Source organism: Micromonospora sp. DH14 (assembly GCF_029809455.1).
GTDB lineage: Bacteria > Actinomycetota > Actinomycetes > Mycobacteriales > Micromonosporaceae > Micromonospora > Micromonospora parva.
The window spans coordinates 1-22,919 of the sequence record NZ_JARVKT010000045.1 but is presented as its reverse complement, the minus strand read 5'-3'; the positions used below and the strand labels follow the sequence as shown (position 1 = coordinate 22,919).

17 protein-coding genes and 1 rRNA gene are annotated in these 22,919 nt (G+C 71.7%); 7 read left to right on the top strand and 11 right to left on the bottom strand.

The annotated features are described in order from the left end of the window. Positions 1-10: 10 nt before the first annotated feature. The 3 genes from QCZ28_RS32130 to QCZ28_RS32120 all read right to left on the bottom strand — a co-directional run bounded on the left by QCZ28_RS32130 (position 11) and on the right by QCZ28_RS32120 (position 4,197). A complete protein-coding gene (locus QCZ28_RS32130; RefSeq protein ID WP_279520095.1) occupies positions 11-1,504 on the bottom strand; it encodes a hypothetical protein in 1,494 nt (497 codons plus the stop codon). Positions 1,505-1,514: 10 nt separating this feature from the next. Then, the gene (locus tag QCZ28_RS32125; RefSeq protein WP_279520093.1) at positions 1,515-1,955 is read right to left on the bottom strand and encodes a hypothetical protein; all 441 of its coding nucleotides are present in this window, start codon (positions 1,953-1,955) and stop codon (positions 1,515-1,517) included. 247 nt (positions 1,956-2,202) lie between these two features. Next, entirely contained in the window at positions 2,203-4,197 is a 1,995-nt protein-coding gene (locus QCZ28_RS32120) for a TIGR03960 family B12-binding radical SAM protein (protein WP_279520092.1), read from the bottom strand. 107 nt (positions 4,198-4,304) lie between these two features. Here QCZ28_RS32120 and QCZ28_RS32115 point away from each other — a divergent pair, with 107 nt between their 5' ends. Continuing rightward, complete coding sequence (locus QCZ28_RS32115; RefSeq protein WP_279520090.1) at positions 4,305-5,585, top strand: hypothetical protein; 1,281 nt, start codon at positions 4,305-4,307, stop codon at positions 5,583-5,585. A gap of 9 nt (positions 5,586-5,594) precedes the next feature. Here the strand turns inward: QCZ28_RS32115 and QCZ28_RS32110 are convergent, their stop codons facing one another. After that, positions 5,595-6,284 carry a lysophospholipid acyltransferase family protein gene (locus QCZ28_RS32110; protein WP_279520088.1) on the bottom strand — a complete coding sequence of 230 codons (690 nt, stop codon included), beginning with the start codon at positions 6,282-6,284 and terminating at the stop codon, positions 5,595-5,597. 96 nt (positions 6,285-6,380) lie between these two features. Next, positions 6,381-9,527, bottom strand: coding sequence for an isoleucine--tRNA ligase (gene ileS / locus QCZ28_RS32105; protein WP_279520087.1), 3,147 nt, complete (start codon positions 9,525-9,527; stop codon positions 6,381-6,383). Between the two features lie 306 nt (positions 9,528-9,833). Here ileS and QCZ28_RS32100 point away from each other — a divergent pair, with 306 nt between their 5' ends. Then, the gene (locus QCZ28_RS32100; RefSeq protein WP_279520085.1) at positions 9,834-10,853 is read left to right on the top strand and encodes an ArsR family transcriptional regulator; all 1,020 of its coding nucleotides are present in this window, start codon (positions 9,834-9,836) and stop codon (positions 10,851-10,853) included. 296 nt (positions 10,854-11,149) lie between these two features. After that, positions 11,150-12,337 (top strand): acyltransferase, encoded by a 1,188-nt coding sequence (locus QCZ28_RS32095; RefSeq protein WP_279520084.1) that lies wholly within the window; start codon positions 11,150-11,152, stop codon positions 12,335-12,337. 63 nt (positions 12,338-12,400) lie between these two features. Here the strand turns inward: QCZ28_RS32095 and QCZ28_RS32090 are convergent, their stop codons facing one another. Further along, the gene (locus QCZ28_RS32090; RefSeq protein WP_279520083.1) at positions 12,401-13,951 is read right to left on the bottom strand and encodes an alkaline phosphatase D family protein; all 1,551 of its coding nucleotides are present in this window, start codon (positions 13,949-13,951) and stop codon (positions 12,401-12,403) included. Positions 13,952-14,160: 209 nt separating this feature from the next. Between QCZ28_RS32090 and QCZ28_RS32085 the strand changes: the two genes are divergently transcribed. Together QCZ28_RS32085 and sigJ are read left to right on the top strand one after the other, a co-directional pair. After that, on the top strand, positions 14,161-14,601 hold the full coding sequence (locus tag QCZ28_RS32085; RefSeq protein WP_279520082.1) for a carboxymuconolactone decarboxylase family protein: 441 nt from the start codon (positions 14,161-14,163) through the stop codon (positions 14,599-14,601). Further along, positions 14,598-15,476 carry an RNA polymerase sigma factor SigJ gene (gene sigJ / locus QCZ28_RS32080; protein WP_279520081.1) on the top strand — a complete coding sequence of 293 codons (879 nt, stop codon included), beginning with the start codon at positions 14,598-14,600 and terminating at the stop codon, positions 15,474-15,476. The genes QCZ28_RS32085 and sigJ overlap by 4 nt, the downstream gene beginning before the upstream one ends. Positions 15,477-15,537: 61 nt before the next feature. Here sigJ and ndk read toward each other — a convergent pair whose 3' ends face one another. Next, positions 15,538-15,963, bottom strand: a complete 426-nt coding sequence (gene ndk / locus QCZ28_RS32075) for a nucleoside-diphosphate kinase (protein ID WP_210866643.1) — start codon at positions 15,961-15,963, stop codon at positions 15,538-15,540. A 142-nt stretch (positions 15,964-16,105) separates the two neighbouring features. On the opposite strand from ndk, the gene QCZ28_RS32070 reads away from it, so the two are divergent. Next, complete coding sequence (locus QCZ28_RS32070) at positions 16,106-17,563, top strand: VOC family protein (protein WP_279520080.1); 1,458 nt, start codon at positions 16,106-16,108, stop codon at positions 17,561-17,563. A gap of 42 nt (positions 17,564-17,605) precedes the next feature. Here the strand turns inward: QCZ28_RS32070 and QCZ28_RS32065 are convergent, their stop codons facing one another. Genes QCZ28_RS32065 through QCZ28_RS32055 form a run of 3 tightly spaced genes read right to left on the bottom strand, consistent with a single transcriptional unit; the run spans position 17,606 to position 21,986 of the window. Next, positions 17,606-18,040 carry a DUF4233 domain-containing protein gene (locus QCZ28_RS32065; protein WP_279520079.1) on the bottom strand — a complete coding sequence of 145 codons (435 nt, stop codon included), beginning with the start codon at positions 18,038-18,040 and terminating at the stop codon, positions 17,606-17,608. Then, positions 18,037-19,371, bottom strand: coding sequence for a bifunctional folylpolyglutamate synthase/dihydrofolate synthase (locus QCZ28_RS32060; protein WP_279520077.1), 1,335 nt, complete (start codon positions 19,369-19,371; stop codon positions 18,037-18,039). The genes QCZ28_RS32065 and QCZ28_RS32060 overlap by 4 nt, the downstream gene beginning before the upstream one ends. Beyond that, positions 19,368-21,986: a valine--tRNA ligase gene (locus QCZ28_RS32055; protein WP_279520075.1), complete on the bottom strand. Its 2,619-nt coding sequence runs from the start codon at positions 21,984-21,986 to the stop codon at positions 19,368-19,370. The genes QCZ28_RS32060 and QCZ28_RS32055 overlap by 4 nt, the downstream gene beginning before the upstream one ends. A 69-nt stretch (positions 21,987-22,055) precedes the next feature. Between QCZ28_RS32055 and QCZ28_RS32050 the strand changes: the two genes are divergently transcribed. Next, positions 22,056-22,742, top strand: coding sequence for a hypothetical protein (locus QCZ28_RS32050; protein ID WP_279520074.1), 687 nt, complete (start codon positions 22,056-22,058; stop codon positions 22,740-22,742). An 87-nt stretch (positions 22,743-22,829) separates the two neighbouring features. Here the strand turns inward: QCZ28_RS32050 and rrf are convergent. Then, positions 22,830-22,919: ribosomal RNA gene (gene rrf, locus QCZ28_RS32045) — 5S ribosomal RNA — on the bottom strand; the annotation flags it as partial.

Sequence of the window (22,919 nt, the reverse complement as noted above, 5' to 3'; positions counted from 1 at the left end):
CCGTCCATCCTCATCGAAGGACACCCGGGGACGCACCGTCACCGGGGCCCCACGGATCGTCGTCCTCAGTCAACCACGACGAGTGCTCGGAGCCGCCGCCACCGCCGTGTCCGGCGCCGCCCGCGCCGCCCATCATGCCGCCGCCCATCATTCCGGCGCCGCCGATGCCCGCACCACGCACGCCGCCCGCCATCCCGGCGCCGCCGGGGCCAGCGGCAGCGGCAGCGCGCAACGCGTTCGCGGCGCTCGTCATCGGCGGCAGCTTTCCGTTGCCACCGCCCACCATGCCGGGGATGCCGCCCACACCGATGCCGCCGCCCGCTCCCAGGCCGCCGCCGGCACCGATCCCGCCGGCCGAGCCGACGCCGGCACCGCCGCCACCGAACCCGCCGCCGGCGCCACCGAGGCCGGCGCTGCCGACCCCGCCGCCGCCGATGCCACCGCCCAGGCCGCTGACGCCGCTCGGGCTGGCGCCGGCCAGACCGCTGCTGTAGCCAGCGTCGCTGCCCGGGTAGCTGGAGCCGGTCGACGGGGAGGTGAGCTGGCCGGTGCCGCCGGAGGGCGAGCCCTCGCCGATCCCACCGGGGCCGGTCGGGGAGAACGGGTCGACTGTGGACGTCGGACCGCCCGTGTCACCGATGCCCGGCGGCCGGCTGCCGATCGTGGGATTGCCACCGATGTCCGGCTTCCCGCCGAAGTCCCCGCCCCCGATGTCGGGCCGTCCGGTCGGTGGGATCCGGGGGTCACGAGTGATGTCGTTCTCGTCGCCATCCCCCGGACCCTCACCATCGGTCGGCCCGAGCACTTTCAGCTTGGGACGCTCCGTGTAGACCGCCTGGGGCAGCGGCGCCATCGCGGTGTTCGCCGCCTGCTGGTTGTCCCGGTACCAGTTGTCCAGGTGGGACTTGGTGTCCCACCAGCCGCCCCGCTTCTGGTCGCCGGCCTGACCGTCGACCTTCATCGTCGCTTCCAGGTCGTCGGCCTTGTCCCGGAACGCGCCGTCGGCGTACGAGGCGGGATTGTTCTGGTAGTCCTGACGCAGGGCGGCGAGGAACCCCGACGAACTCTCGCCGTCGCGGGCGTCGTCGAGCTCGGTGCCGTTGGGCAGGCTCCACTCGTTGAACCCGAAGTCGTCCATCAGGGGGATCGGAATCGTGGAGACCGACTTGCGGATGTCACCCTCGATCCGCGTCAGCGCGCCACTGACGTTCGTCGCGTCGGTGATCAGATCCTCGATCCGCTTGCCGATCTTGCCCAGGTGCTCGCGGTACGCGTCGCCACCGCTGCCCTTCCAACCGGCGAGCATCCCGGGCAGGCCGCCGACGTTGGGGCGCTCCTGACCCGTCGCGACCGGGCCGACGAACGACCGGCCGACGAGCGCGTCGCGCAACTGTTGCAGGCCGCTGGAGAGGTTGCTCCAGCCCGCTCCGACCGAACCGACAGTTTCCGGGTCCGCGGAGAGCGTCACCTCGCGGACGCACCGCTCCCAGGTTCCTCCAGCCATGACGTCCCCCTCAGGCCGTGTACGGGTAGGTGGGTGCGCCGCCGGCAGTGGGCGGCGGCGACGCCGACTCCAGCAGCCGCTCGATCTCCTTGCCGTTGGCGGCGTTACGCGCCTCGGTGTCGCGGAACGCCTTGGCGATCTCCTCGGTGCCCTCCTTGAGCGCGGCGAGCTGCTGGGAGAGCGTGGTGAGATGGGCCTCCATGTTGGCGGTGGACGTGGTCAGGGCCGCCCACTGCATGCGGGCGTCCTCGTACGCGCCGAAGGGGGTGCCGTTCGGAACGGTCTGGGCGTTGTTGCTGCCGCCCTTCATCCGATCCTTGATGCGCTCCATCTCGTAGCTGATCGTGTCGTCGACGTACTGCTTCAGCCGCTCGACGTACGCTGCGGCGGCGTCCAGATCCTCGACGCTGACGTGCAGATCGCCGGTGTTCGGCGGCGGGATGCTACCCATGCGCTTCCTCCCCCGTTCCCGACCCGCGGGGTCGGTCCATGTCAGACGCAGCGTATCGAGTGTGACCTAGGCGGGGCAGCCCCAGCCACCACCACGTGGTACGGATGACGGCCGATCCCGGCGGGTCCGGTGCGGGCGACAGCGCGACGAGGCCCTGACAACGCCAACGGGCCCGCGAGACGCGGGCCCGTTGGAAACATGTCGGATGTGGAGGATGGTCGGGCGCCGCCAGCCGGCGGCAGCCCGGTCAGGGGTGCGAGTGACCCGACGGCACCTTCATGCCGTTGCCGCCCAGCGGGGTGAGCGGCAGCAGCTTCTTACCGGTGGGGCCGATCTGGATCTCGGTGTCCATCGACGGGCAGACGCCGCAGTCGAAGCAGGGCGTCCACCGGCAGTCGTCCTGCTCGAACCCGCTCACCGAGTCCTGCCAGTCCTGCCAGAGCCAGTCCTTGTCCAGGCCCGAGTCCAGGTGGTCCCAGGGCAGGACCTCCAGCTCGTCGCGCTGACGGGTGGTGAACCAGTCGAGGTCCACCCCGTACGCGGGCAGCGTCTCGGCCGCCGCGTCCACCCACCGCTGGTACGAGAAGTGCTCGCTCCACCCGTCGAACCGGCCGCCGTTCTCCCAGACCTTGCGGATGACCGAGCCGACCCGGCGGTCACCCCTGGAGAGCAGCCCTTCGATGAGCGACGGCTCGCCGTCGTGGTAGCGGTAGCCGACGGCCCGGCCCAGCGAGCGGTCCGCGTTGATGGCCTGCTTGAGGATCTTGAGCCGGTGGTCGATGACCTCCGGACGGTCCATCGCGGCCCACTGGAACGGGGTGTGCGGCTTCGGAACGAACCCGCCGATCGAGACCGTGCAGCGGATGTCCTTGGAGCCGGTCGCGGCGCGGCCGGCCCTGATCACCTCGTGGGCCATCTCCGCGATCTCGAGGACGTCCTCGTCGGTCTCGGTGGGCAGGCCGCACATGAAGTAGAGCTTCACCTGCCGCCAGCCGTTGGTGTACGCGGTGACGACCGTCCGGATCAGGTCTTCCTTCGACACCATCTTGTTGATGACCTTGCGGATCCGCTCCGACCCGCCCTCCGGGGCGAAGGTCAGGCCGGTACGCCGACCGTTGCGGGACAGCTCCTGCGCGAGGTCGATGTTGAAGGCGTCCACCCGGGTCGACGGCAGCGACAGCGACACGTTCGTGCCCTCGTACTGCTGGGCGAGGCCGGAGCACATGTCGCCGATCTCGGAGTGGTCCGCCGAGGAGAGCGACAGCAGGCCGACCTCGGAGAAGCCGGAGAACTCCAGACCCTCGCGGACCATCTGCCCGACCGTGGTGATCGACCGCTCCCGCACCGGCCGGGTGATCATCCCGGCCTGGCAGAACCGGCAACCCCGGGTGCAGCCGCGGAAGATCTCCACCGCGTACCGCTCGTGCACCGTCTCGGCCAGCGGCACGAGCGGCTTCTTCGGGTACGGCCAGGCGTCCAGGTCCATCGTCGTGCGCTTGTGCACCCGGAACGGCACGTCCGCCCGGTTCGGCACGACCCGCTGGATCCGGCCGTCGGGCAGGTAGTCGACGTCGTAGAAGCGCGGCACGTAGACGCTCTCGGTGCGGGCCAGCCGCAGCAGCAGCTCGTCGCGGCCACCCGGGGAGCCCTCGGCCTTCCACTCCCGGACGATCGCGGTGATCTCCAGGACCGCCTCCTCACCGTCGCCGAGCACGGCGGCGTCGATGAAGTCGGCGATCGGCTCCGGGTTGAACGCGGCGTGCCCACCGGCCACGATCACCGGGTCGGCGTCGGTGCGGTCGGCGGACAGCATCGGGATGCCGGCCAGGTCGATCGCGGTGAGCATGTTGGTGTAGCCCAGCTCGGTGGAGAAGGAGATGCCGAACACGTCGAACCCGCGCACCGAGCGGTGGGCGTCGACGGTGAACTGCGGCACGCCGTGCGTGCGCATCAGCGTCTCCAGGTCCGGCCAGACCGCGTACGTCCGCTCGGCGAGGGTGTCGGGCAGCTCGTTGAGCACCTCGTAGAGGATCTGCACGCCCTGGTTGGGCAGGCCCACCTCGTACGCGTCGGGGTACATCAGCGCCCAGCGCACGGTGGCCGCGTCCCAGTCCTTCGTGACCGCGCCCAACTCGCCACCGACGTACTGGATGGGCTTGGAGACCTGGGGCAGCAGCGGCTCGAGCTGGGACCACACGGAATTGGTCGCGGCCGCGCGCGGCGTCGTGGACGGGGCACTCATGATGCCCAAGGGTACGCGTTCGCCCGGCGCCGATCGCGCGCACGCCCGATCGGCGGTGGTGGCGGCGCGGTACTAACCTCGGATCGGCGCGAGAGGAGATTGCCGCGATGCCGGACCCCCAGCCGGGAGCACGGCCGGCCGACGGGAGCACCCCGGGCACCGAGCCGGAGCGGGACCCGGCGGTCGCCGACGAGCCGACCTCCCCACCCGTACCCCCGACCCAGCCGGAACCCCCGACCCGGCCGGAACCCTCGGACCAGCCCGAAACCCCGGACCAGCCGGAACCCTCGGACCGGTCGGATCAGCCGAAACCTCCGGGCGAGCCGGAGCCCGCGGCCACCGCGGAGGTTCCCGCGCCGAGGTGGAGCGGTTCGGCGCCGGTGCCGCCGCCGCTGCCCCGCCGGGCTGCCTGGGGCGAGTCGGCCGAGCCGACCCCTGTCCCGCCGGTCCCCGTCGGGCCACCGGAGGACCAGACGCCGGTCGACCCGTGGGCCGGCGTGGACACCGGCGGCTGGGACCTGCCCTCCGCCGAACTGCCCCCACTGCCGCCGACGATGACGCCCCCGCCCCCACTGCCGCCGCCGACGATGCCGTTCCCGAGGCCGTCGGACACCCGGCAGTGGTCCGGGCCGCCCGCTCCCCCGGCCGGCTCCCACCCGGTGTCACCGCCGGCTGCTCCGGGTCCACCGCGGGCCGTCGGCCCCACGGTGCCGGCCCGCCCGATGTCGCCACCCGCGCCGCCGAAGGTGCCGAAGCAGCGCCGGGGCCGCCGGCAGACCGCGCCACCGCCAGCGCCGCCCGGGTGGCAGGCCCCCAAGGGGTACGTGCCGGTCCGCCGACGACGCCGCTGGCCGTGGCTGCTGCTGCTCACGCTGGCCTGCTGCTGTGGCTGCCCTGCCTACTACGGGTTCCCGATCTCGGCCCAGTACCCGGCGCGGGCGGCACTGCCCGTGCAGGTGGACGACCTCAGCCTGCGGCAGGACGGCCGCAGCACCGAGGCCGCCAAGAAGTTGGAGAACGAGGTACGCAAGGAGCACTGGCTGGCCGAGGACACCTTCGCCGGGGTGTACGCCACGACGAGCGGCAAGCGGGTGACGGTCTTCGGCGGCACCGGCTTCCGGCTGAGTCCGGAGTCGGACGCGGAGGCCGAGATCAGCCGGCTCACCGATCGGTACGCGCTGAGCGCCCCGGAGAGCGTGGACACCGGTGTCCGGGGCCGGCACGAACGGTGTGCTGTGGGTAGCGCCGACGGCAGTGACGTGGTGGTCTGCACGTCGGTCGACCACGGCAGCATCGCCACCGGCGTGTTCACCCGGCTCTCGGTGGCCGACAGCGCCGACCTGCTGGCCAGCCTGCGCGCCCAGATCGTCCAGCCCGAGCGGGGCTGAGCCGCACCCTCAGGCGTCGCGGGTCGGGTCCGGGTGGGCCCGCGGCGGGGCGTAGCGCGGCACGTACTCCTGGCCGGTGAGCTTCTGGATCTCACTCATCAGCTCGTCGGTCATCTGCCGTAGCGAGGTGCGGTCGTCCGGCCGGCCGGTGAAGTCCAGCGGCTTGCCGAACCGAACCGTGATCTTGGCAGTGCCCGGCCGGGGCACCCGGGCGCCGATCGGCTGCGCCTTGTCCGTGCCGATCATGCCGACCGGGATGATCGGCACGCCGGCCGAGATGGCCAGCCGGGCCGCGCCGGTGCGCCCCCGGTAGAGCTTGCCGTCCGGCGAGCGGGTGCCCTCCGGGTAGACCACCACCAGGTCACCGCCCTTGAGGGCCGGGATCGCCGCGTCGAACGCGGACAGCGCGGCGCGCCCACCGGCCCGCTCGACCGGGATCGCGCCCAGCCCGGTGAGGACGAACTTGGAGATCGCACCCTTCACGCCGGCGCCCTTGAAGTACTCCGACTTCGCCCAGAACGCCAGGTGCCGGGGCACGACGGTGCCGAGGAACAGCTCGTCGGCCACCGAGAGATGGTTGCCGGCGAAGATCGCGCCGCCGGTCTCCGGCACGTGTTCCAGACCCTCCACGGTCGGGCGGAACGCCACCCGCAGCGTGGGCGCCACGGTCAGCTTGCCGATGGTGTAGAGCAGGGGCACTGGTCCTCCGGCAGATGAGGTGCGAGCGGGCGGTGTCACGGTAGCGGACGCCGCCACACCCCGCAGACGGAGGTGCGGCGGCGTCCGCCCCGCGTGCTACGACCGGCGGACGGTGACCGTGACCCGCTCGCCCTCGCCGACCTCGCCGGCGAAGCCGTCGAGGCCCTCGGCGAAGTCCACCGAGTCGGCCAGGACCTCGCCGGCCACGAAGTCGAGGTACCCCGCCACCGCCGCGCGTACCTCGTCGGACGCCGACACCGACACCACGATCCGGTCCGAGACGTCCAGGTCGGCGTCCCGGCGGGCCTGCTGCACCACCCGCACCACGTCGCGGGCCAGCCCCTCGGCGGCCAACTCCGGGGTGACGTCGGTGTCCAGCACCACCACGCCCTCACCGCCGGGCAGCGGGGCGGAGTGCTCGGCGTCGGCCGCGATCAGGCGCAACTCGTACTCGCCCTCGGCGAGGGTGACGCCGGCGGCCACCGGGGCGCCGTCGACCAGCTCCCAGTCGCCCGCCTTGACCGCCTTGATCACCTGCTGCACCTGCTTGCCGACGCGCGGGCCGAGCGCCCGGGGCACCACCGTCAACACCTGCTCGCAGTACGCGGACAGCTCCGCGCTGAACTCCACCGTCTTCACGTTGACCTCGTCGGCGACCAGGTCGGCGAACGGGCGCAACTGCTCCGCCGCCGGCGAGGCCACCGTCAGCGTCGACAGCGGCAGGCGCACCCGCAGCCCCTTGGCCTTGCGCAGCGACAGCGCCGCCGAGGCGACCGCCCGCACGTTGTCCATCGCGGCGACGAGGTCGTGGTCGGCCGGGAACTCCTCCGCCGAGGGCCAGTCGGTCAGGTGCACCGACCGCTCACCGGTGAGCCCACGCCAGATCTCCTCCGCGGTCAGCGGCGCGAGCGGCGCCACCACCCGGCAGAGCGTCTCCAGCACCGTCGACAGGGTGTCGAACGCGTCGGCGTCGCCGGACCAGAACCGGTCCCGGGACCGGCGCACGTACCAGTTGGTCAGCGCGTCCAGGTAGGACCGGACGGTCGCGCAGGCACCGGAGATGTCGTACGCGTCCATCTGCGCGCCGACCGTCGACACCAGCTCGTTCGTCTTCGCCAGGATGTACCTGTCGAGCAGATGGGTGGAGTCGGTGCGCCGCCGCGCCTGATACCCGTCGGCGTTGGCGTAGAGCGTGAAGAAGTACCAGACGTTCCACAGCGGCAGCAGCACCTGGCGTACCGCGTCACGGATCAGCGTCTCGGTCACCGCCATGTCCCCGCCGCGCAGCACCGGCGACGACATCAGCATCCAGCGCATCGCGTCCGAGCCGTACGAGTCGAAGACGTGGTAGACGTCCGGGTAGTTGCGCAGGCTCTTGGACATCTTGCGCCCGTCCGAGCCGAGCAGGATGCCGTGGCTCAGGCAGTTGCGGAACGCCGGCCGGTCGAACAGCGCCGTGGCCAGCACGTGCATCGTGTAGAACCAGCCGCGGGTCTGCCCGATGTACTCGACGATGAAGTCACCCGGGTAGTGGTGCTCGAACCAGTCCGCGTTCTCGAACGGGTAGTGCACCTGGGCGAACGGCATCGAACCGGACTCGAACCAGCAGTCCAGCACCTCCGGGACCCGGCGCATCATCGACTGACCGCTCGGGTCGTCCGGGTTGGGGCGGACCAGGTCGTCCACTTCGGGCCGGTGCAGGTCGGTCAGGCGTACGCCGAAGTCCCGCTCGATGTCGGCGAGGGAGCCGTAGACGTCCAGGCGCGGGTAGTTCGGGTCGTCGGACTTCCACACCGGGATCGGCGAGCCCCAGAACCGGTTGCGGCTGATCGACCAGTCCCGGGCGTTGGCCAGCCACTTGCCGAACGAGCCGTCCTTGATGTGCGCCGGCGTCCAGTTGATCTCCTGGTTCAGCTCGACCATCCGGTCCCGGAACTTCGTCACGGCGACGAACCACGACGAGACCGCCTTGTAGACCAGCGGGGTGTCGCAGCGCCAGCAGTGCGGGTACGAGTGGGTGTAGGTGTCCTGCTTGAGCACCACCCCCCGGTCCTTCAGCTCCCGGATCACCGGCTTGTTGACGTCGAAGACCTGCTCACCCTGGTACGGCGGGACCAGCGCGGTGAACCGGGTGTGGTCGTCCACGGTGACGATGGTGGGGATTCCGGCGGCGTTGCAGACGTTCTGGTCGTCCTCACCGAAGGCCGGGGCCAGGTGCACGATCCCGGTGCCGTCCTCGGTGGTGACGAACTCCGCGCCGAGCACCTGGTAGGCGTTGTCCCCGGCCTGCTCGACGAGGAAGTCGAACAGCGGCGTGTAGCGGCGTCCGACCAGGTCCCGGCCGTACACGGTGCCGACCTGCTCGAACCCGTCCAGCTCCTTGGCGTACGCGGCCAGCCGCGCCGCACCGACCACGAACCGCTCGCCCTCGCGCTCCAGGACCGCGTACTCGATGTCCGGGCCGACGGCGAGCGCCAGGTTCGACGGCAGGGTCCACGGCGTGGTGGTCCAGACGCCCAGCTTGACCGGCCCGCGCACCAGCTCCGGGGCGGACTCGTCGGCGGTCAGCCCGAACCACACCGACAGGGTGGGGTCGTGCCGGTCCCGGTAGACGTCGTCCATCCGGGTCTCGGTGTTCGACAGCGGCGTCTCGCAGCGCCAGCAGTACGCCAGCACCCGGAAACCCTCGTAGATCAGACCCTTGTCGTGCAGGGTCTTGAAGGCCCACATGACGCTTTCCATGTAGTCCAGGTCGAGGGTCTTGTAGTCGTTGGTGAAGTCGACCCAGCGGGCCTGCCGGTTGATGTACCGCTCCCAGTCCTGGGTGAACTCCAGCACCGAGGTCCGGCAGGCCTCGTTGAACCGGGCCACGCCCAGGTCGATGATCTCCGCCTTGCTGGTGATGCCGAGCTGCTTCTCGGCCACCACCTCGGCGGGCAGGCCGTGGCAGTCCCACCCGAAGCGCCGCTCGACGTGGCGGCCGCGCATGGTCTGGTAGCGCGGCACCACGTCCTTGACGTAGCCGGTGAAGAGGTGACCGTAGTGCGGTAGACCGTTGGCGAAGGGCGGGCCGTCGTAGAAGACGTACTCGTTCTTGCCGTCGGTGCCGGCGGGACGGGCCTCGACGCTGGCCTCGAAGGTCTTGTCGGCCGTCCAGTGCTCCAGCACCCGGCGCTCGACCGAGGGCAGGTCCGGGCTCGCCGGCACACCGGCGGCGGTCGGGTCGTGCAACGGATAGGCCATCGGGGGTCGCTCTCCTCGCAGCTCACTCAACGTGGGTCTGCGAGGACGAACCGTCCGGGTACGCCGACGACGGCGCTCCCGGGTGGCCCGCGGTACCACCCCGCTTGGCGGTCAGGATCGACCGCCCGCTCATTGCCGGCTGTGACGGGCCGCACCCGTCCGGTTCTACTGGGCCGGTCACCCGGCTGTTCTTCCGGAGGCTCACCGGTGATGGCCGGGTCATCGCCTTACGGTGCTCAACGATACAAGACCCGCACGCCACCCCACCGCCGAGTGACGCGCGCTCCGGCACCCTAGGCTGACCGGGTGATCCGGATCGAGTTGGACGAGCCGACCCTGTCCCGCACCCGGATCGCCACCAGCCCGCTCTGGGAGGTGCTGACCAGCCTTTTCGTGCTGCACCGCCACCCGGGAGAGGCTCCCTGGCCGTACACCGCCTGGGCGCGGCACGCACGACGGGTACTCGACGAGGTGCCGGCGACCGCGCCGGCCCGGCTGCTGACCGCCGGCCTACCCGCACCGGACTTCCTCAGCCCGATCCCCACGTCGGCCGCGCCGACCCTGGCCGACCAGCTCGCCGAGCTGCGCGCGACGCCCGCTGAGGTGATCGCCGAGCAGATCCCCCACTACTACCACCCGGACGACCTGCCGGAGTGGCTCCGCCCGTTCGTCACGGACCGACGGGCCGCCCTGGAGCGGCTCGCCGACGGCATCGAGGCGTACTGGGACGCGGCCATCGCACCGTGGTGGCCGGCGATGCAGGCGGCGCTGGACGAGGAGGTGCTGCACCGGGCCCGGGCGCTCGCCGCGTACGGTCCGGACGCGCTGCTGGCCGACCTGCACGAGCGGGTGCGCTGGGAAAAGCCGGTGCTGACGCTGGTGAAGCCGTCGGAGCAGGAGTTCACGGCGGTGAACCAGCGGTTGCTGCTGATTCCCCTGGTCTTCTCGCAGGGAGCACTCATCTGCGCCACCGACCATCCGGAGATCATCGCCGTCTCCTACCAGGCGCGCGGGGCGGTGGTGCTCGCCGAGGGTGGGCCGACCTCGGCGGCCCGGACGACACCGGCCACGGACCGGCTGGCGATGCTGGTCGGCCGAGGTCGTGCCCAGGTGCTGCGGGCGCTGACACGGCCAGCCACCACCGCTGGCCTCGCGGCCGCTCTGGGGCTCGCCCCGAGCACGGTGTCGGAGCAGCTCTCCGCGCTGCTGGCCGCCGGTGTGGTGCACCGCCGCCGGGTGGGCCGGCGGGTGCTGTACGGCCTGGAACCGGCCGGTCTGGCACTGGTACAGCTCGTCGGCGACGAGCCGGCGGGCGTCTCGGCCTGAGCATTCGGCTCGATCCGAATCCGTTTCCCACCCGTCCCCTTCGCTCCTAGCCTGCGGATCACAGCGTCGTAAGGTCCAGGCGGTCCGCGGCGTCGACCTGACGGTCGGCAACGGGGAGCCGTTCGGCCCGCCCGGGCCGAACGGCGCTGGCAGGACCCCGGCGCCCGACCCTTGTTGGTCATGGAGTTGTCGCCTCGCCCGACGGCTCGTGGTCACGGGGACGGTGACGTTCCGGAGCGAGGCGGCGTCAGAGAGCCGCCTTGACGCGTTGTGTGCCGCTCCCCAGAATTCAGCGGGTGGCCACGATAAGTTACGCCGAATACCGAGCGATGCGCCGGTTTCCCGCCCTCGACGGGCTCCGTGCGATCGCCGCGGTGATCGTCGTCGCCTTCCACTTCGGGGGGCCGCGATGGACCTGGCTGTCCGGCTGGGTCGGCGTCCAACTGTTCTTCGTGCTCTCCGGCTTCCTGATCACCACGCTGATGCTGCGCGAGGAGGAGTCGCGGGGGCGGGTGTCGCTGCGGTCCTTCTACGTCCGGCGCATCTTCCGGATCCTGCCGGTCTACCTGGTGGTGCTCGCCGCGACGTACGCCCTCGCGCACCTCAACGGCGCCAGCGCGAGGCTGCGCGAGTCGATGCCGTTCTACCTGCTCATGGTCAACGAGTTCGCGCCGAACCAGGCGTTCCCGCACTCCTGGACGATCGCCATCGAGTGGAAGTTCTACCTGGTCTGGCCACTGCTGGCCTTCATGTTCGTCCGCACCGCGTTTCTGCGCCGGATGGCGGTGACGCTGCTGGCCATCGCCGCTCTGGTCGCGCTGATCCCGTTCGAGAAGGACTGGCCCTACTGGCCGATCCACTACGTGTCGATCCTGGTGGGCTGCCTGCTGGCGGTCGTCATGCACCACCCCCGGGGGTACGCGCTGTTCCGGCCGTTGACCCATCCGGTGGCGTCCCTCGCCGTACTCGTCGGGTTCGTCGCCGTGCACCTGTCGCTGCCGTCCTGGCCGCCCGCCGAGGACGGTCACTCAGAGTTGATGATCGGCGTTTACGCGGTGGCGGTGGCGGTGCTGCTCCCGGCCATGCTGGCCTCGGGTCTGCCGACGAAGCTGCTTTCCTGGCGACCGCTGGTGTTCGTGGGCGAACGCTCCTACTCGCTGTACCTGGTGCAGTACCTCGCCATGACGACGGTGATCGCGTTGGTCCCGTCGTACGCCGGGCACAGCACCCGGTTGTTCGTCGCCACCACGGTGGTCGGCCTGCTCGCCGCCGATCTGCTCTACCGCTGGGTGGAGCAGCCGATGATCGGGGTGGGACGCCGGTTCTCCGGCCGGGGGAAGGTCGTCCCCGCCACACCGACCGGCACACCGACCGGCACGTCCACCGGCACTCCGAGCGTCGCGCCGACGTCCGCCGCGCCCGCCGATCTCTCCGAGCGGACGGTGCCCGCCACGCCGGTCCTCATCCCCGGCGACCGTCGCTGATCACGAGGTGGCGGGCGGTGGGCCGCCGATCCGCCCGCCAACCTCATGATCAACGAGCTGTGGTCAGGGGGCCGGGAGGGTGGTGCTCCACAGCGAGGCGCCGTCCCGGTCGCGCAGGTGGACCGTCAGGGCCTCGGACTCACCATCGATGGTGACCTCACCGAAGTGCTGGAAGCCCTCCGCCGGTGACGTGTTGGCCGCCGGCGGCGCGTGCACGAAGGCCGCCCGGGGCCCGAACGTGCCGTCCAACGCGTTCGGGCCGAACGCGCCGGCGTGCGCCGGGCCGGAGACGAACTCCCAGAACGGGGTGAAGTCGCCGACCGCCGCGCGGGACGGGTCGTAGTGGTGCGCGGCGGAGTAGTGCACATCGGCGGTGAGGAAGACCATGCCGGTCACCCCGGCCCGGTGGGTGGCCCGCAGCACCTCGGCGAACTCCAGCTCCCGACCCGCCGGCGCACCCGGGTCGCCCTGCGCGACACCCTCCTGCGCGCCCGGACCGTCCGGCACCACCACTCCGATCGGCAGGTCGTTGGCGATCACCTTCCAGGTCGCCGTGGAGCGCTTCAGCTCCCGGATCAGCCACTCCCGCTGCTGCCGGCCGAGCAGGCCACGCTTCGGGTCGGCGTACGTGTTGCCGTCGTTCGGGTCCTTGTGGGTGCGCATGTCGAGCACGAACACGTCAAGCGACGGCCCGTACGACAGCCGCCGGTACATCGGCCCGTCGACCGGCACCGGTAGCCACTCGTTGAACGCCTGGCGGGCCCGCGCGGCGAGCACGTCCACCCGCCGCTCGGTGTAGCGCGGGTCGTCCAGGATCTCGCCCGGGTACCAGTTGTTCAGGACCTCGTGGTCGTCCCACTGGTTGATCTGCGGCACCGCCGCGGCGAACTCCCGCAGGTGCTCGTCGAGCAGGTTGTAGGCGAACTGCCCGCGGTACTCGGCCAGCGTCTCGGCGACCTTGCTCTTCTCCGGGGTGACCAGGTTGCGCCAGATCCGCCCGTCGGGCAGCGTCACCGACTCGACCAGCGGGCCGTCGGCGTACACCGTGTCCCCGCTGCACAGGAAGAAGTCCGGTCGGACCTGCCGCATCGCCCGGAAGATCGACATGCCGCCGAAGTCGGGGGCGATGCCCCAGCCCTGTCCGACCACGTCGCCGGTCCAGACGAACTTCACGTCGCGTCGGCGGTGCCGTCCCGGCGCGGTGGTCAGGGTGCCGGTCAGCGGCTCACTGACCACCCCGTGCCGATCCAGGCTCTCCACCCGCACCCGGTAGTGCAGCCGCTCGGCGTCCGGCAGGCCCCGCAGCCGGACCTTCCCGGTGAAGTCGCCGTTCGGGGTGAGCACCGGACCCCGCAGCTGGCGCGCCCCCCGGAAGTCCGGTCGTCGGCTCACCTCGACCAGCATCCGGCCCGGCCGGTCGGCCCGCGTCCAGACCAGCGCCGAGTCCGCGGTCACGTCGCCGCTCTGCACCCCGTGGGTGAGCACCGGGCGCGCCGCCGGGCGCCAGGCCGGGGCGGCGTTCGCGCCGGCACCGCCCAGCAGCGCGCCGCCGGCGGCTCCGGCGCCGACCATCAGGCCGGTGCGCAGCAGGGTACGTCGATCAAGCTCGGTCATGCTTCCTCCCGATCATGGGTTGACCCCGTGGGTCTATCGGGTCGAGGTGACGGTGAGCGGCGGCCCGGGTGACGCGGACGCGAACGCCGGTCGTCGGTCGGCCTGTCGCCCACCGATCGCCGCCGGCATGAGCGGGGTCACAGTCCCGGTTGTCACGACCCGCCCGGCGCAACCGTCGTATGGGTGTCGGAATCGATCAGGAGGTAGTCGTGCAACGGATGAACCCGACCGAGGTCGTGCCGCAGGCGTACAAGGCCGTCCTCGGGTTGGAGAAGTACGTCCAGACGAACGTCGACCACACGGTGCTGGAGCTGGTGAAGCTCCGGGCGTCGATGATCAACGGGTGCGCGTACTGCGTGGACATGCACAGCCGGGACGCGCTCGCCGGCGGCGAGTCGAGCCGGCGGCTGTTCGCGGTCGCCACCTGGCGGGAGTCGCCCTTCTTCGACGAGCGGGAACGGACCGCGTTGGCCCTCACCGACGCGGTCACCCGGCTCGGCGAGCACGGGGTGCCGGACGAGGTGTGGGATGACGCCGCGAAGGTCTGGTCCGAGAAGGAACTGGCCGACCTGGTCATCGCGATTGCCACAATCAACGTGTGGAATCGGATCGGGGTCACCATGCGGCTGGAGCCTCCGGCCCAGGCGTGACCACCCAGGCGGCAGCAGAGGCGGCCGGTGCGCTCGAGGCGCACCGGCCGATGCTGCTTGGGCTCGCGTACCGGATGCTCGGCAGCCTGCACGACGCGGAGGACGTGCTGCAGGAGGCGTACCTGCGCTGGCTGGGTGTGGACCGGGCACGGGTCGACGAGCCGCGCCGGTACCTGTCCCGGGTGGTCACCCGGTTGGCAGTGGACCGCCTACGCGCCCGGCAGGCGGCCCGCGAGACGTACGTGGGGACGTGGCTGCCCGAGCCGGTGCCGACCGCGCCCTCGCCGTTCGGACCGTTGGACCGGGTGGAGCTGCGCGACTCGCTCTCCACCGCGTTGCTGCACGTCCTGGAGCGGCTCACCCCGCCGGAGCGGGCGGTGTACGTCCTGCACACGGCCTTCGACCTGCCGTACGCGGAGATCGCCGAGATCCTGGACCGGTCCGTCGCCGACTGCCGGCAGCTGTACCACCGGGCGACCGCCCGGGTACGCCAGGAGCAGCGCCGGTTCACCGCCAGCCGCCCGGAGCGGGAGCGTCTGCTGAACGCGTTCCTCGCCGCCGCCCGCGACGGCGACCTGGCCACCCTCACCGACCTGGTGGCCGCCGACGCCACCGCCTGGAACGACGGCGGCGGACGGGCCCGGGCCGCCCTCAACCCGGTCACCGGCGCGGACCGGATCGCCCGGTTCTACGCCGGGGTCTACGGCCCACGTCATCAGGTGACCATGGAGCCGATCGAACTCAACGCGGAACCCGCGGTGCTGGTCACCCGCGCGGACGGCAGTCGGTACACGCTGACCATCGCCGCGGCCGACGGACGGATCACCGGGATCTACGTGATCGGCAACCCGGCGAAGGTGCCGGCGACCGGCTGAATTCGGGCGTCAGTGGTGTCGGGGCCCGTCAGCGGTGTCGGGGCCCCGGGCCGGCGGGGCGTCAGCCCAGCTCGGGGAACCAGAGCGCGATCTCGCGCTTGGCGCTGTCCGTCGAGTCGGAGGCGTGCACGAGGTTCTCCCGGTTGGACAGCGACAGGTCACCGCGGATGGTGCCGGCGGCGGCCTTGCGCCCGTCGGTGGCCCCGACCAGCCCACGGACCACGTCGATGACCTGGTCGCCGGAGAGCACCAGGGCGACCAACGGGCCGCTGGTCATGAAGTCCTTCAGCGGCGGGTAGAACGCCTTGTCGACGTGCTCGGCGTAGTGCTCGTCGGCGAGCGCGGCGTCCATCGTCCGGTGCACCATCGCGTCGATCCGCAGCCCCTTGCGCTCGAAGCGGGAGAGGACCTCGCCAACCAGGCCGCGGCGAACCGCGTCGGGCTTGATCAGAACGAGGCTGCGCTCTTCCGGGCTGTTGCTGGACACGCTGGGTTCCTCCTGTACGCGCTTCACGCTCGGGGTCGGTACGGTCAGCCTAGCGACCCGGCCCCGGCGTCGGCGCGGCGGCCGGTCTTTCCCCCGGTGGCCGATCCGGCCTAGCCTGGTCCTGACCCCCGGGAGGTCCACTGTGGCGAATGGCGGGAACCGACCCATCGCGCCGGTACGCAAGCTGATCGGCGCGGTGCTGGGCACCGTTGCCACGTTCGTCGTCCTCTTCGGCCTGGGCATGACCAGTTGGGCCATCGTGGCTCTCGGGGTCGCCCTGCTGGTGCTGGCGATCGCGCTCGCGACCGTACGCGGCGGCGGGCGTACCTGGGTGGTCGGCGTCGGGCACGTGCACAGCGCCTCGGAACCACCCACCCAGTACGCGTTCGGCCGCTGCGAACTCCAACTGGTGATAGACGCCCCGGGTCTGCCGCCCCGGTCCAAGAAGATCATCGAGCCGAGGGTGCCGGTCTCCAAGTGGCCGTCGCTGGGCCAGACCCTGCCGATCCGGGTCGCGTTGGACGACCAGCGGCACGTCAAGGTCCTCTGGGACGAGGTGCCGACCCACGCCGAGACCGCCGCCGCCGTCGCCGACCTCCCGCCGGAGTTCGCCGACGCGGAGGCGATGGACGAGGTCCTGATCCAGCAGGACGCGCCGCCGTGGACCGACCGCGCACCGGACGACGACTTCCGCGAGGACTTCCGTGACCCGGTCGGTGACCCGTTCCGGGACCCGCTCGGTGACCCTGTGCGCGCCGATCCGCTGCGCACCGACCCCCGGCGTGACGATCTCCGGCGTGACGACGCGGGCGTCGTGGCCGAGGAGCGCGAGCCCGTGGTGATGCACCAGAGCCCGGGCGGCCCGGTGGTGTTGGAGGGCGTCGTCGTCGAACCGCAGGCCGGCGGGCTGCCGCGGCGGGCCACCCCGGCCCCCCGCTCACCCGCCGAGGAGCGCTTCGACGAGCCCACCGCCGACCGGTTCGACGCCACGGAGGACGGCACTGTCATCCCGCCCTCCGACGACACCGTCGACCCGCCCGCGCAGCGCTTCGACCCGCCTCCCGCGCAGCGGTCCGGCCCCGGTGCGGCCGACCCGTTGGACCCGCTCGACCTTCCGCTGGACGATCCCTCCCCGGCCGGTGCCGCACCCGAGACGGTGACCGACGAGGAGTTCGACCGGGCGATCCTCGGGTTCGCCGCCGACCCGGCAGCGGATCCGGCCGCACCGATCAGCGGGGTGGGCCTCACCCTGCTGGTCACCGACCTGTCCCGGTCGCTCGGCTTCTACCGTGACGTGCTCGGCTTCAGCGAGGTCGACCAGGGTGCCCACAACGCCGTCCTCGCCTCCGGGGCGACCCGGATCGTCCTGCGCGAGGTGACCGGGGCGGCGCCCATCAGCCGTCGCCTCGTGCACGTCAACCTTGAGGTCACCGACATCGAGGCCGCGTACGAACGGTTGCGCGAGTCGGGTGTCCGCTTCACGTACGCGCCCCGGGTGGTCAACCGGGGCGCCAAGCTGGAGGGCTGGGCGGCGGCCTTCCGTGACCCGGACGGCCACGGTGTCGCCCTCACCCAGTGGCGCGAACGCGCCGACGCCTGACCCGGCCCGCTCCCGCCTCCGGGCGTCGCCGACGGGTCGGCGTCAGCCGAGGATGACCCGGCGTACGTGCAGCGCGTACGCCCAGACCAGGGCGAAGATGATGCCCAGCCCGAGCAGCGACCAGTGCAGCAGACCGCCCAGCAACAGCAGGCCCTGCAGCACGGTGCCGGCGTTCCAGGCCCACGGGCGGCGCATCATGCCGGCGAGCACCACGGCGGCCACCGCCAACGCCACCACCGCGCCGATCGCGGCGCCGCCGAGGTCACCGCCGACCACCCGGATCGGCTGGATCGCCAGCAGGAGCACCAGCGCCTCCAGGCTGAGCGTGCCCGCACCGAGACCGCGTACCGCCCGCTCCGGGTTGCGCAACCCGGAACGCCGCGGCTGCCCGGCCGTGGGCTCCTCCCCCACCGGCGGCTCGACCGGCGCGCCGGCCGGCTCCTCGGCGGTGTGCGGCTCCCGCTCCGGGCCGGTCATCGCTTCAGCAGCCGGCGCGCGTCGGCGACCGTCACCACGGAACCCGTGACCAGCACCCCGACCCCGCTCAGCTCGCCCGGGACGTCCTCCTCGGCCAACGCCACCGCCAACTCGATGGCGTCCGGCATCTCCTCGGCCGAGTCCACCCGCTCCTCGCCGAAGACCTCGACGGCCAGCGCGGCGAGTTCCTCCGTCGGCATCGCCCGTGGCGAGCTGTTACGGGTGACCACCACGTGGTCGACCACCGGCTCCAGCAGCTCCAGCAACGCCTCCGCGTCCTTGTCGGCGAGGACGCCGAGCACGGCGACCAGCTTGCTGAACGCGAACTCCTCCTGGAGCGCGGTGACGGTGGCCTTCATGCCGTGCGGGTTGTGCGCCCCGTCCAGCAGGACGGTCGGGGCGTTACGGACCCGCTCCAGCCGGCCCGGGGAACTGGTCGAGGCGAAACCCTCCCGGACCGCCTCGATGTCGAGCTGACGTCGAGCCCCCGCACCCAGGAACGCCTCCACCGCGGCGAGCGCCACCGCCGCGTTCTGCGCCTGGTGGGCACCGTGCAGCGGGATGAACACGTCGTCGTACACGCCGCCCAGGCCCTGGAGGCGCAGCACCTGACCGCCGACCGCGACCGCCCGACCGAGCACGCCGAACTCGCCGCCCTCCCGGGCGATGGTGGCCCCGACCTCGGCGCAGCGTTCGAGCAGGGGGCCCGCCGCCTCCTCCTCCTGCGCCGCCGCGATCACGGTGGCGCCCGGGTGGATGATGCCGGCCTTGGCCAACGCGATGTCCTGGAGCGTGTCGCCAAGCCACTCGGTGTGGTCCAACCCGATCGGGGTGATCACGCAGACCCCGGCCTGGAGGACGTTCGTGGCGTCCTCGGCACCGCCGAGACCGACCTCGACCACCGCGATGTCGACCGGCGCGTCGGCGAACGTGGCGAACGCCAGCGCGGTGGTCATGTCGAAGTACGTCAGCGGCTCGTCGGACCGCGCGTCGACCAGCTCGGCCAGCGGCTTGATCTCCTGGTACACCGCCGCGAACCGTTCCTCGCTGACCGGTTCCCCGTCCAGGGCGATCCGCTCCCGGACGGTCTCCAGGTGCGGGCTGGTGTAGCGGCCGGTGTGCAGCCCGAACGCCCGCAACAGCGAGTCGATCATCCGCGCGGTGGACGTCTTGCCGTTGGTGCCGGTCAGATGGATCGCGGGGTACGCCCGCTGTGGGCTACCGAGCAGGTCGAGCAACGACTCGATCCGGTCCAGCTCGAAGACCATGCGGGTGAAACCGCGGGCGTTCAGCTCGGCTTCGGCGGCGGCGAAATCGGTACGGTCGGTCACGAGGGCAGTGTCTCCAGAGCAGCGTCGATCCGGACCAGGTCGGCCTCGGCGGTGGCGAGCCGGTCGCGGATCTTCGCGACCACCGGCTCGGGAGCCTTCCCGATGAAGGCCGGGTTGCCGAGCTTCGCCCGGGCCTGCGCGGCCTCCTTCTCGGCCGCCGCGCGGTCCTTGGTCAGCCGGGCCCGTTCGGCGGCCACGTCGATCGACCCCCGGGTGTCCAACGCGACACCGACCGCGCCGGGCATGGCCAGCGTGGCGCTGGCCTGGAAGTCGTCACCGGCCGGGTCCAGCCGGACCAGCGAACGGATCAGCGGCTCGTGGGCCGCGATACCCGCACCGGACAACCCGTCCAGCCGGGCGGCCACCCGCTGCGTGGGACGCAGCCCCTGGTCGGAACGGAACCGGCGGATCTCGGTGACCACCCGCTGCACGCCGAGCAGCTCGGCCTCGGCGGCGTCGTCGACCAGCGACCGGTCGGCCACCGGCCAGGCGGCGGCCTGCACCGTCTCGCCGCCGGTCAGCGCGAGCCACAACTCCTCGGTGACGAACGGAATCACCGGGTGCAGCAGCCGCAGCAGCTGGTCGAGCACGTGCCCGAGCACCCGACGGCTGGCCTCCGCGCGCTCGCCGCCCTCGGCGAGCACCGGCTTGCTCAGCTCGACGTACCAGTCGCAGACGTCGTCCCACGCGAAGTGGTACAGCAGGTCGCACACCTTGGCGAACTCGTACGCCTCGAACTGCTCGTCGACCTCGGCGGTGACGTGCGCCAACCGGGACAGGATCCACCGGTCGACGGTGGAGAGCTGCTCGGTGGGGGGCAGGTCACCCGTGGTGTGGGCGCCGTTCATCAGCGCGAACCGGGTGGCGTTCCAGAGCTTGTTGCAGAAGTTGCGCGAGCCCTGGCACCACTCCTCGCTGACCGGGACGTCCTGGCCGGGGTTCGCGCCCCGGGCCAGGGTGAACCGGGTGGCGTCGGCGCCGTACCGGTCGATCCAGTCCAGCGGGTCGACCACGTTGCCGAACGACTTCGACATCTTCTTGCCGAACTGGTCGCGCACCATGCCGTGCAGCGCGACCACGTCGAAGGGCGGCCGGCCGTCCATCGCGTAGAGGCCGAACATCATCATCCGGGCGACCCAGAAGAAGAGGATGTCGTACCCGGTGACCAGCACGCTGGTCGGGTAGAACTTCGCCAGGTCCGGGGTCTGCTCGGGCCAGCCCAGCGTGGAGAACGGCCACAGGCCGCTGGAGAACCAGGTGTCCAGGACGTCCTCGTCCTGGTGCCAGCCCTCGCCGGTCGGCGGCGCCTCGTCCGGGCCGACGCAGACGATCTCACCGGCCGGGCCGTACCAGACCGGGATGCGGTGCCCCCACCACAGCTGGCGGGAGATGCACCAGTCGTGCATGTTGTCGACCCAGGCGAAGTAACGCTTGGCCAACTCGGCCGGCTCGATGCGGACCTGGCCGTCGCGCACCGCGTCACCCGCGGCCTGGGCCAGCGGGGCGGTGTTGACGAACCACTGCAGCGACAGCCGCGGCTCGACGGTGGTCTTGCAGCGCGAGCAGTGCCCGACGGCGTGCACGTACGGGCGCTTCTCGGCGACGATCCGGCCCTGCTCCCGCAGCGCTGCCACGATCGCCGGCCGCGCCTCGAACCGGTCCAGCCCCTCGAACGGGCCGGGGACGGTGATCACACCCCGCTCGTCCATCACGGTCAGCGCGGGCAGGTCGTGCCGCTGGCCGATCTCGAAGTCGTTCGGGTCGTGGGCCGGGGTCACCTTGACCATGCCGGTGCCGAAGGACGGGTCGACGTGCGCGTCCGCGACGATCGGGATCCGGCGGCCGGTCAGCGGCAGCTCGACCTCGGTGCCGATCAGGTGCTGGTAGCGCTCGTCGTCGGGGTGCACCGCCACGGCGGTGTCGCCGAGCATCGTCTCGGCCCGGGTGGTGGCCACCACGACCTCGTCGCTGTAGCGGATCGAGATCAGCTCACCGTCGTCGTCGGTGTGCTCGACCTCGATGTCGGAGAGCGCCGTGAGGCACCGCGGACACCAGTTGATGATCCGGTTGGCCCGGTAGATGAGGCCGTCGTCGAAGAGCTTCTTGAAGATCGTCTGGACGGCGCGGCTCAGCCCCTCGTCCATGGTGAAGCGCTCGCGGTCCCAGTCGACGGAGTCGCCGAGGCGGCGCATCTGACCGAGGATGGCCCCACCGGACTCGGCCTTCCACTGCCAGACCCGCTCGACGAACTTCTCCCGACCGAGGTCGTGTCGGGACAGCCCCTCGGCGGCGAGCTGCCGCTCGACCAGGTTCTGGGTGGCGATGCCGGCGTGGTCCATGCCGGGCAGCCACAGCGCCTCGAAGCCCTGCATCCGCTTGCGACGGGTCAACGCGTCCATCAGCGTGTGTTCGAACGCGTGGCCCATGTGCAGCGAGCCGGTGACGTTCGGCGGCGGGATGACGATGGTGAAGGGGGGCTTGTCGCTGTCGGCGGAGGCCCGGAAGTGCCCGCCGGCTACCCACTGCTCGTACCGTCGCTGCTCTACCTCACCGGGCTGGTACTGGCCGGCAAGGGTCGGGGCGTCGGGGCGTCGGGCATCCAGTCTCTCGGTCACCGGACAAGTCTACGGAGCGCTTCCGCAGACCTGACGTGCGCCACCTGCCGTTCGCGTACGGTGTCGGCTATGTCCGACGCACATCTCACCCAGCGGTCGCTCGACGGCGGCCGCGAGCCGGTCGAGCTCACCGAAGAGCCGATCCAGCTGAGCACCCGCGACACCGGAGGCGATCCCGACGAGCGATCCGGTGGCTGGTCCCGCCGCCGCAAGATCGCTTGGGGGGCCGCACTGGTGGTCGGTCTCGCCGGCGCCGGGGTGCTCGGTGTCGCCGGGTGGCGGGTGGCGCAGCAGAAGGACACCCAACTGACCTCACCCGATCAGGTGGTGGGTCTGACCCGCGACGACAGCGAGCGGGCGAAGAGCACCGCCGACTATCTGCGCAGCGGCCTGGCGGCGAACATCGAGCTGGACCGCAGTTTCGGCACCGTCTACCGCGACCCGGCCGACGAGAAGCGCTCGGTGCTCATCTTCGGCGGCACCACCCTGCTCTGGCAGCCGGAACGGGACCTGGACAGCCTCTTCCGCCTGATGTCGGACGAGACCGGTGCGGTGAACGGGCTGCGCGAGCTGCCCGCGGGCGACCTCGGCGGCGTGCTGAAGTGTGGCAGCACCAGCGGCGAGGGCGGGGACTTCGCGGTGTGCGGTTGGGCCGACCACGGCAGCGTGGTCATGGCGATGTTCCCGGGCCGGTCGGTCAACGACGCCGGCGACCTGCTGCGCGACCTCCGCGACGGCATGCAGACCCGAAACTGACCCCACGCCCGTCGGCGATCAGCTGACCGGGAAACGAGCAGACGCAGAAAAGGCCACCCCGTGAGGGGTGGCCTCTTCTGAAAGATTGTCCGGCGGCGTCCTACTCTCCCACACCCTCACGAGTGCAGTACCATCGGCGCTGGAGGGCTTAGCTTCCGGGTTCGGAATGTAACCGGG

What these genes read in the sequence shown, in the direction of transcription:
- QCZ28_RS32050 (WP_279520074.1), top strand. Translation starts at nt 22,056, where the DNA reads ATGTCCGACGCACATCTCACCCAGCGGTCGCTCGACGGCGGCCGCGAG.
- QCZ28_RS32125 (WP_279520093.1), bottom strand. Translation starts at nt 1,955, where the DNA reads ATGGGTAGCATCCCGCCGCCGAACACCGGCGATCTGCACGTCAGCGTC.
- ileS (WP_279520087.1), bottom strand. Translation starts at nt 9,527, where the DNA reads ATGGCCTATCCGTTGCACGACCCGACCGCCGCCGGTGTGCCGGCGAGC.
- QCZ28_RS32130 (WP_279520095.1), bottom strand. Translation starts at nt 1,504, where the DNA reads ATGGCTGGAGGAACCTGGGAGCGGTGCGTCCGCGAGGTGACGCTCTCC.
- QCZ28_RS32090 (WP_279520083.1), bottom strand. Translation starts at nt 13,951, where the DNA reads ATGACCGAGCTTGATCGACGTACCCTGCTGCGCACCGGCCTGATGGTC.
- QCZ28_RS32115 (WP_279520090.1), top strand. Translation starts at nt 4,305, where the DNA reads ATGCCGGACCCCCAGCCGGGAGCACGGCCGGCCGACGGGAGCACCCCG.
- QCZ28_RS32120 (WP_279520092.1), bottom strand. Translation starts at nt 4,197, where the DNA reads ATGAGTGCCCCGTCCACGACGCCGCGCGCGGCCGCGACCAATTCCGTG.
- QCZ28_RS32065 (WP_279520079.1), bottom strand. Translation starts at nt 18,040, where the DNA reads ATGACCGGCCCGGAGCGGGAGCCGCACACCGCCGAGGAGCCGGCCGGC.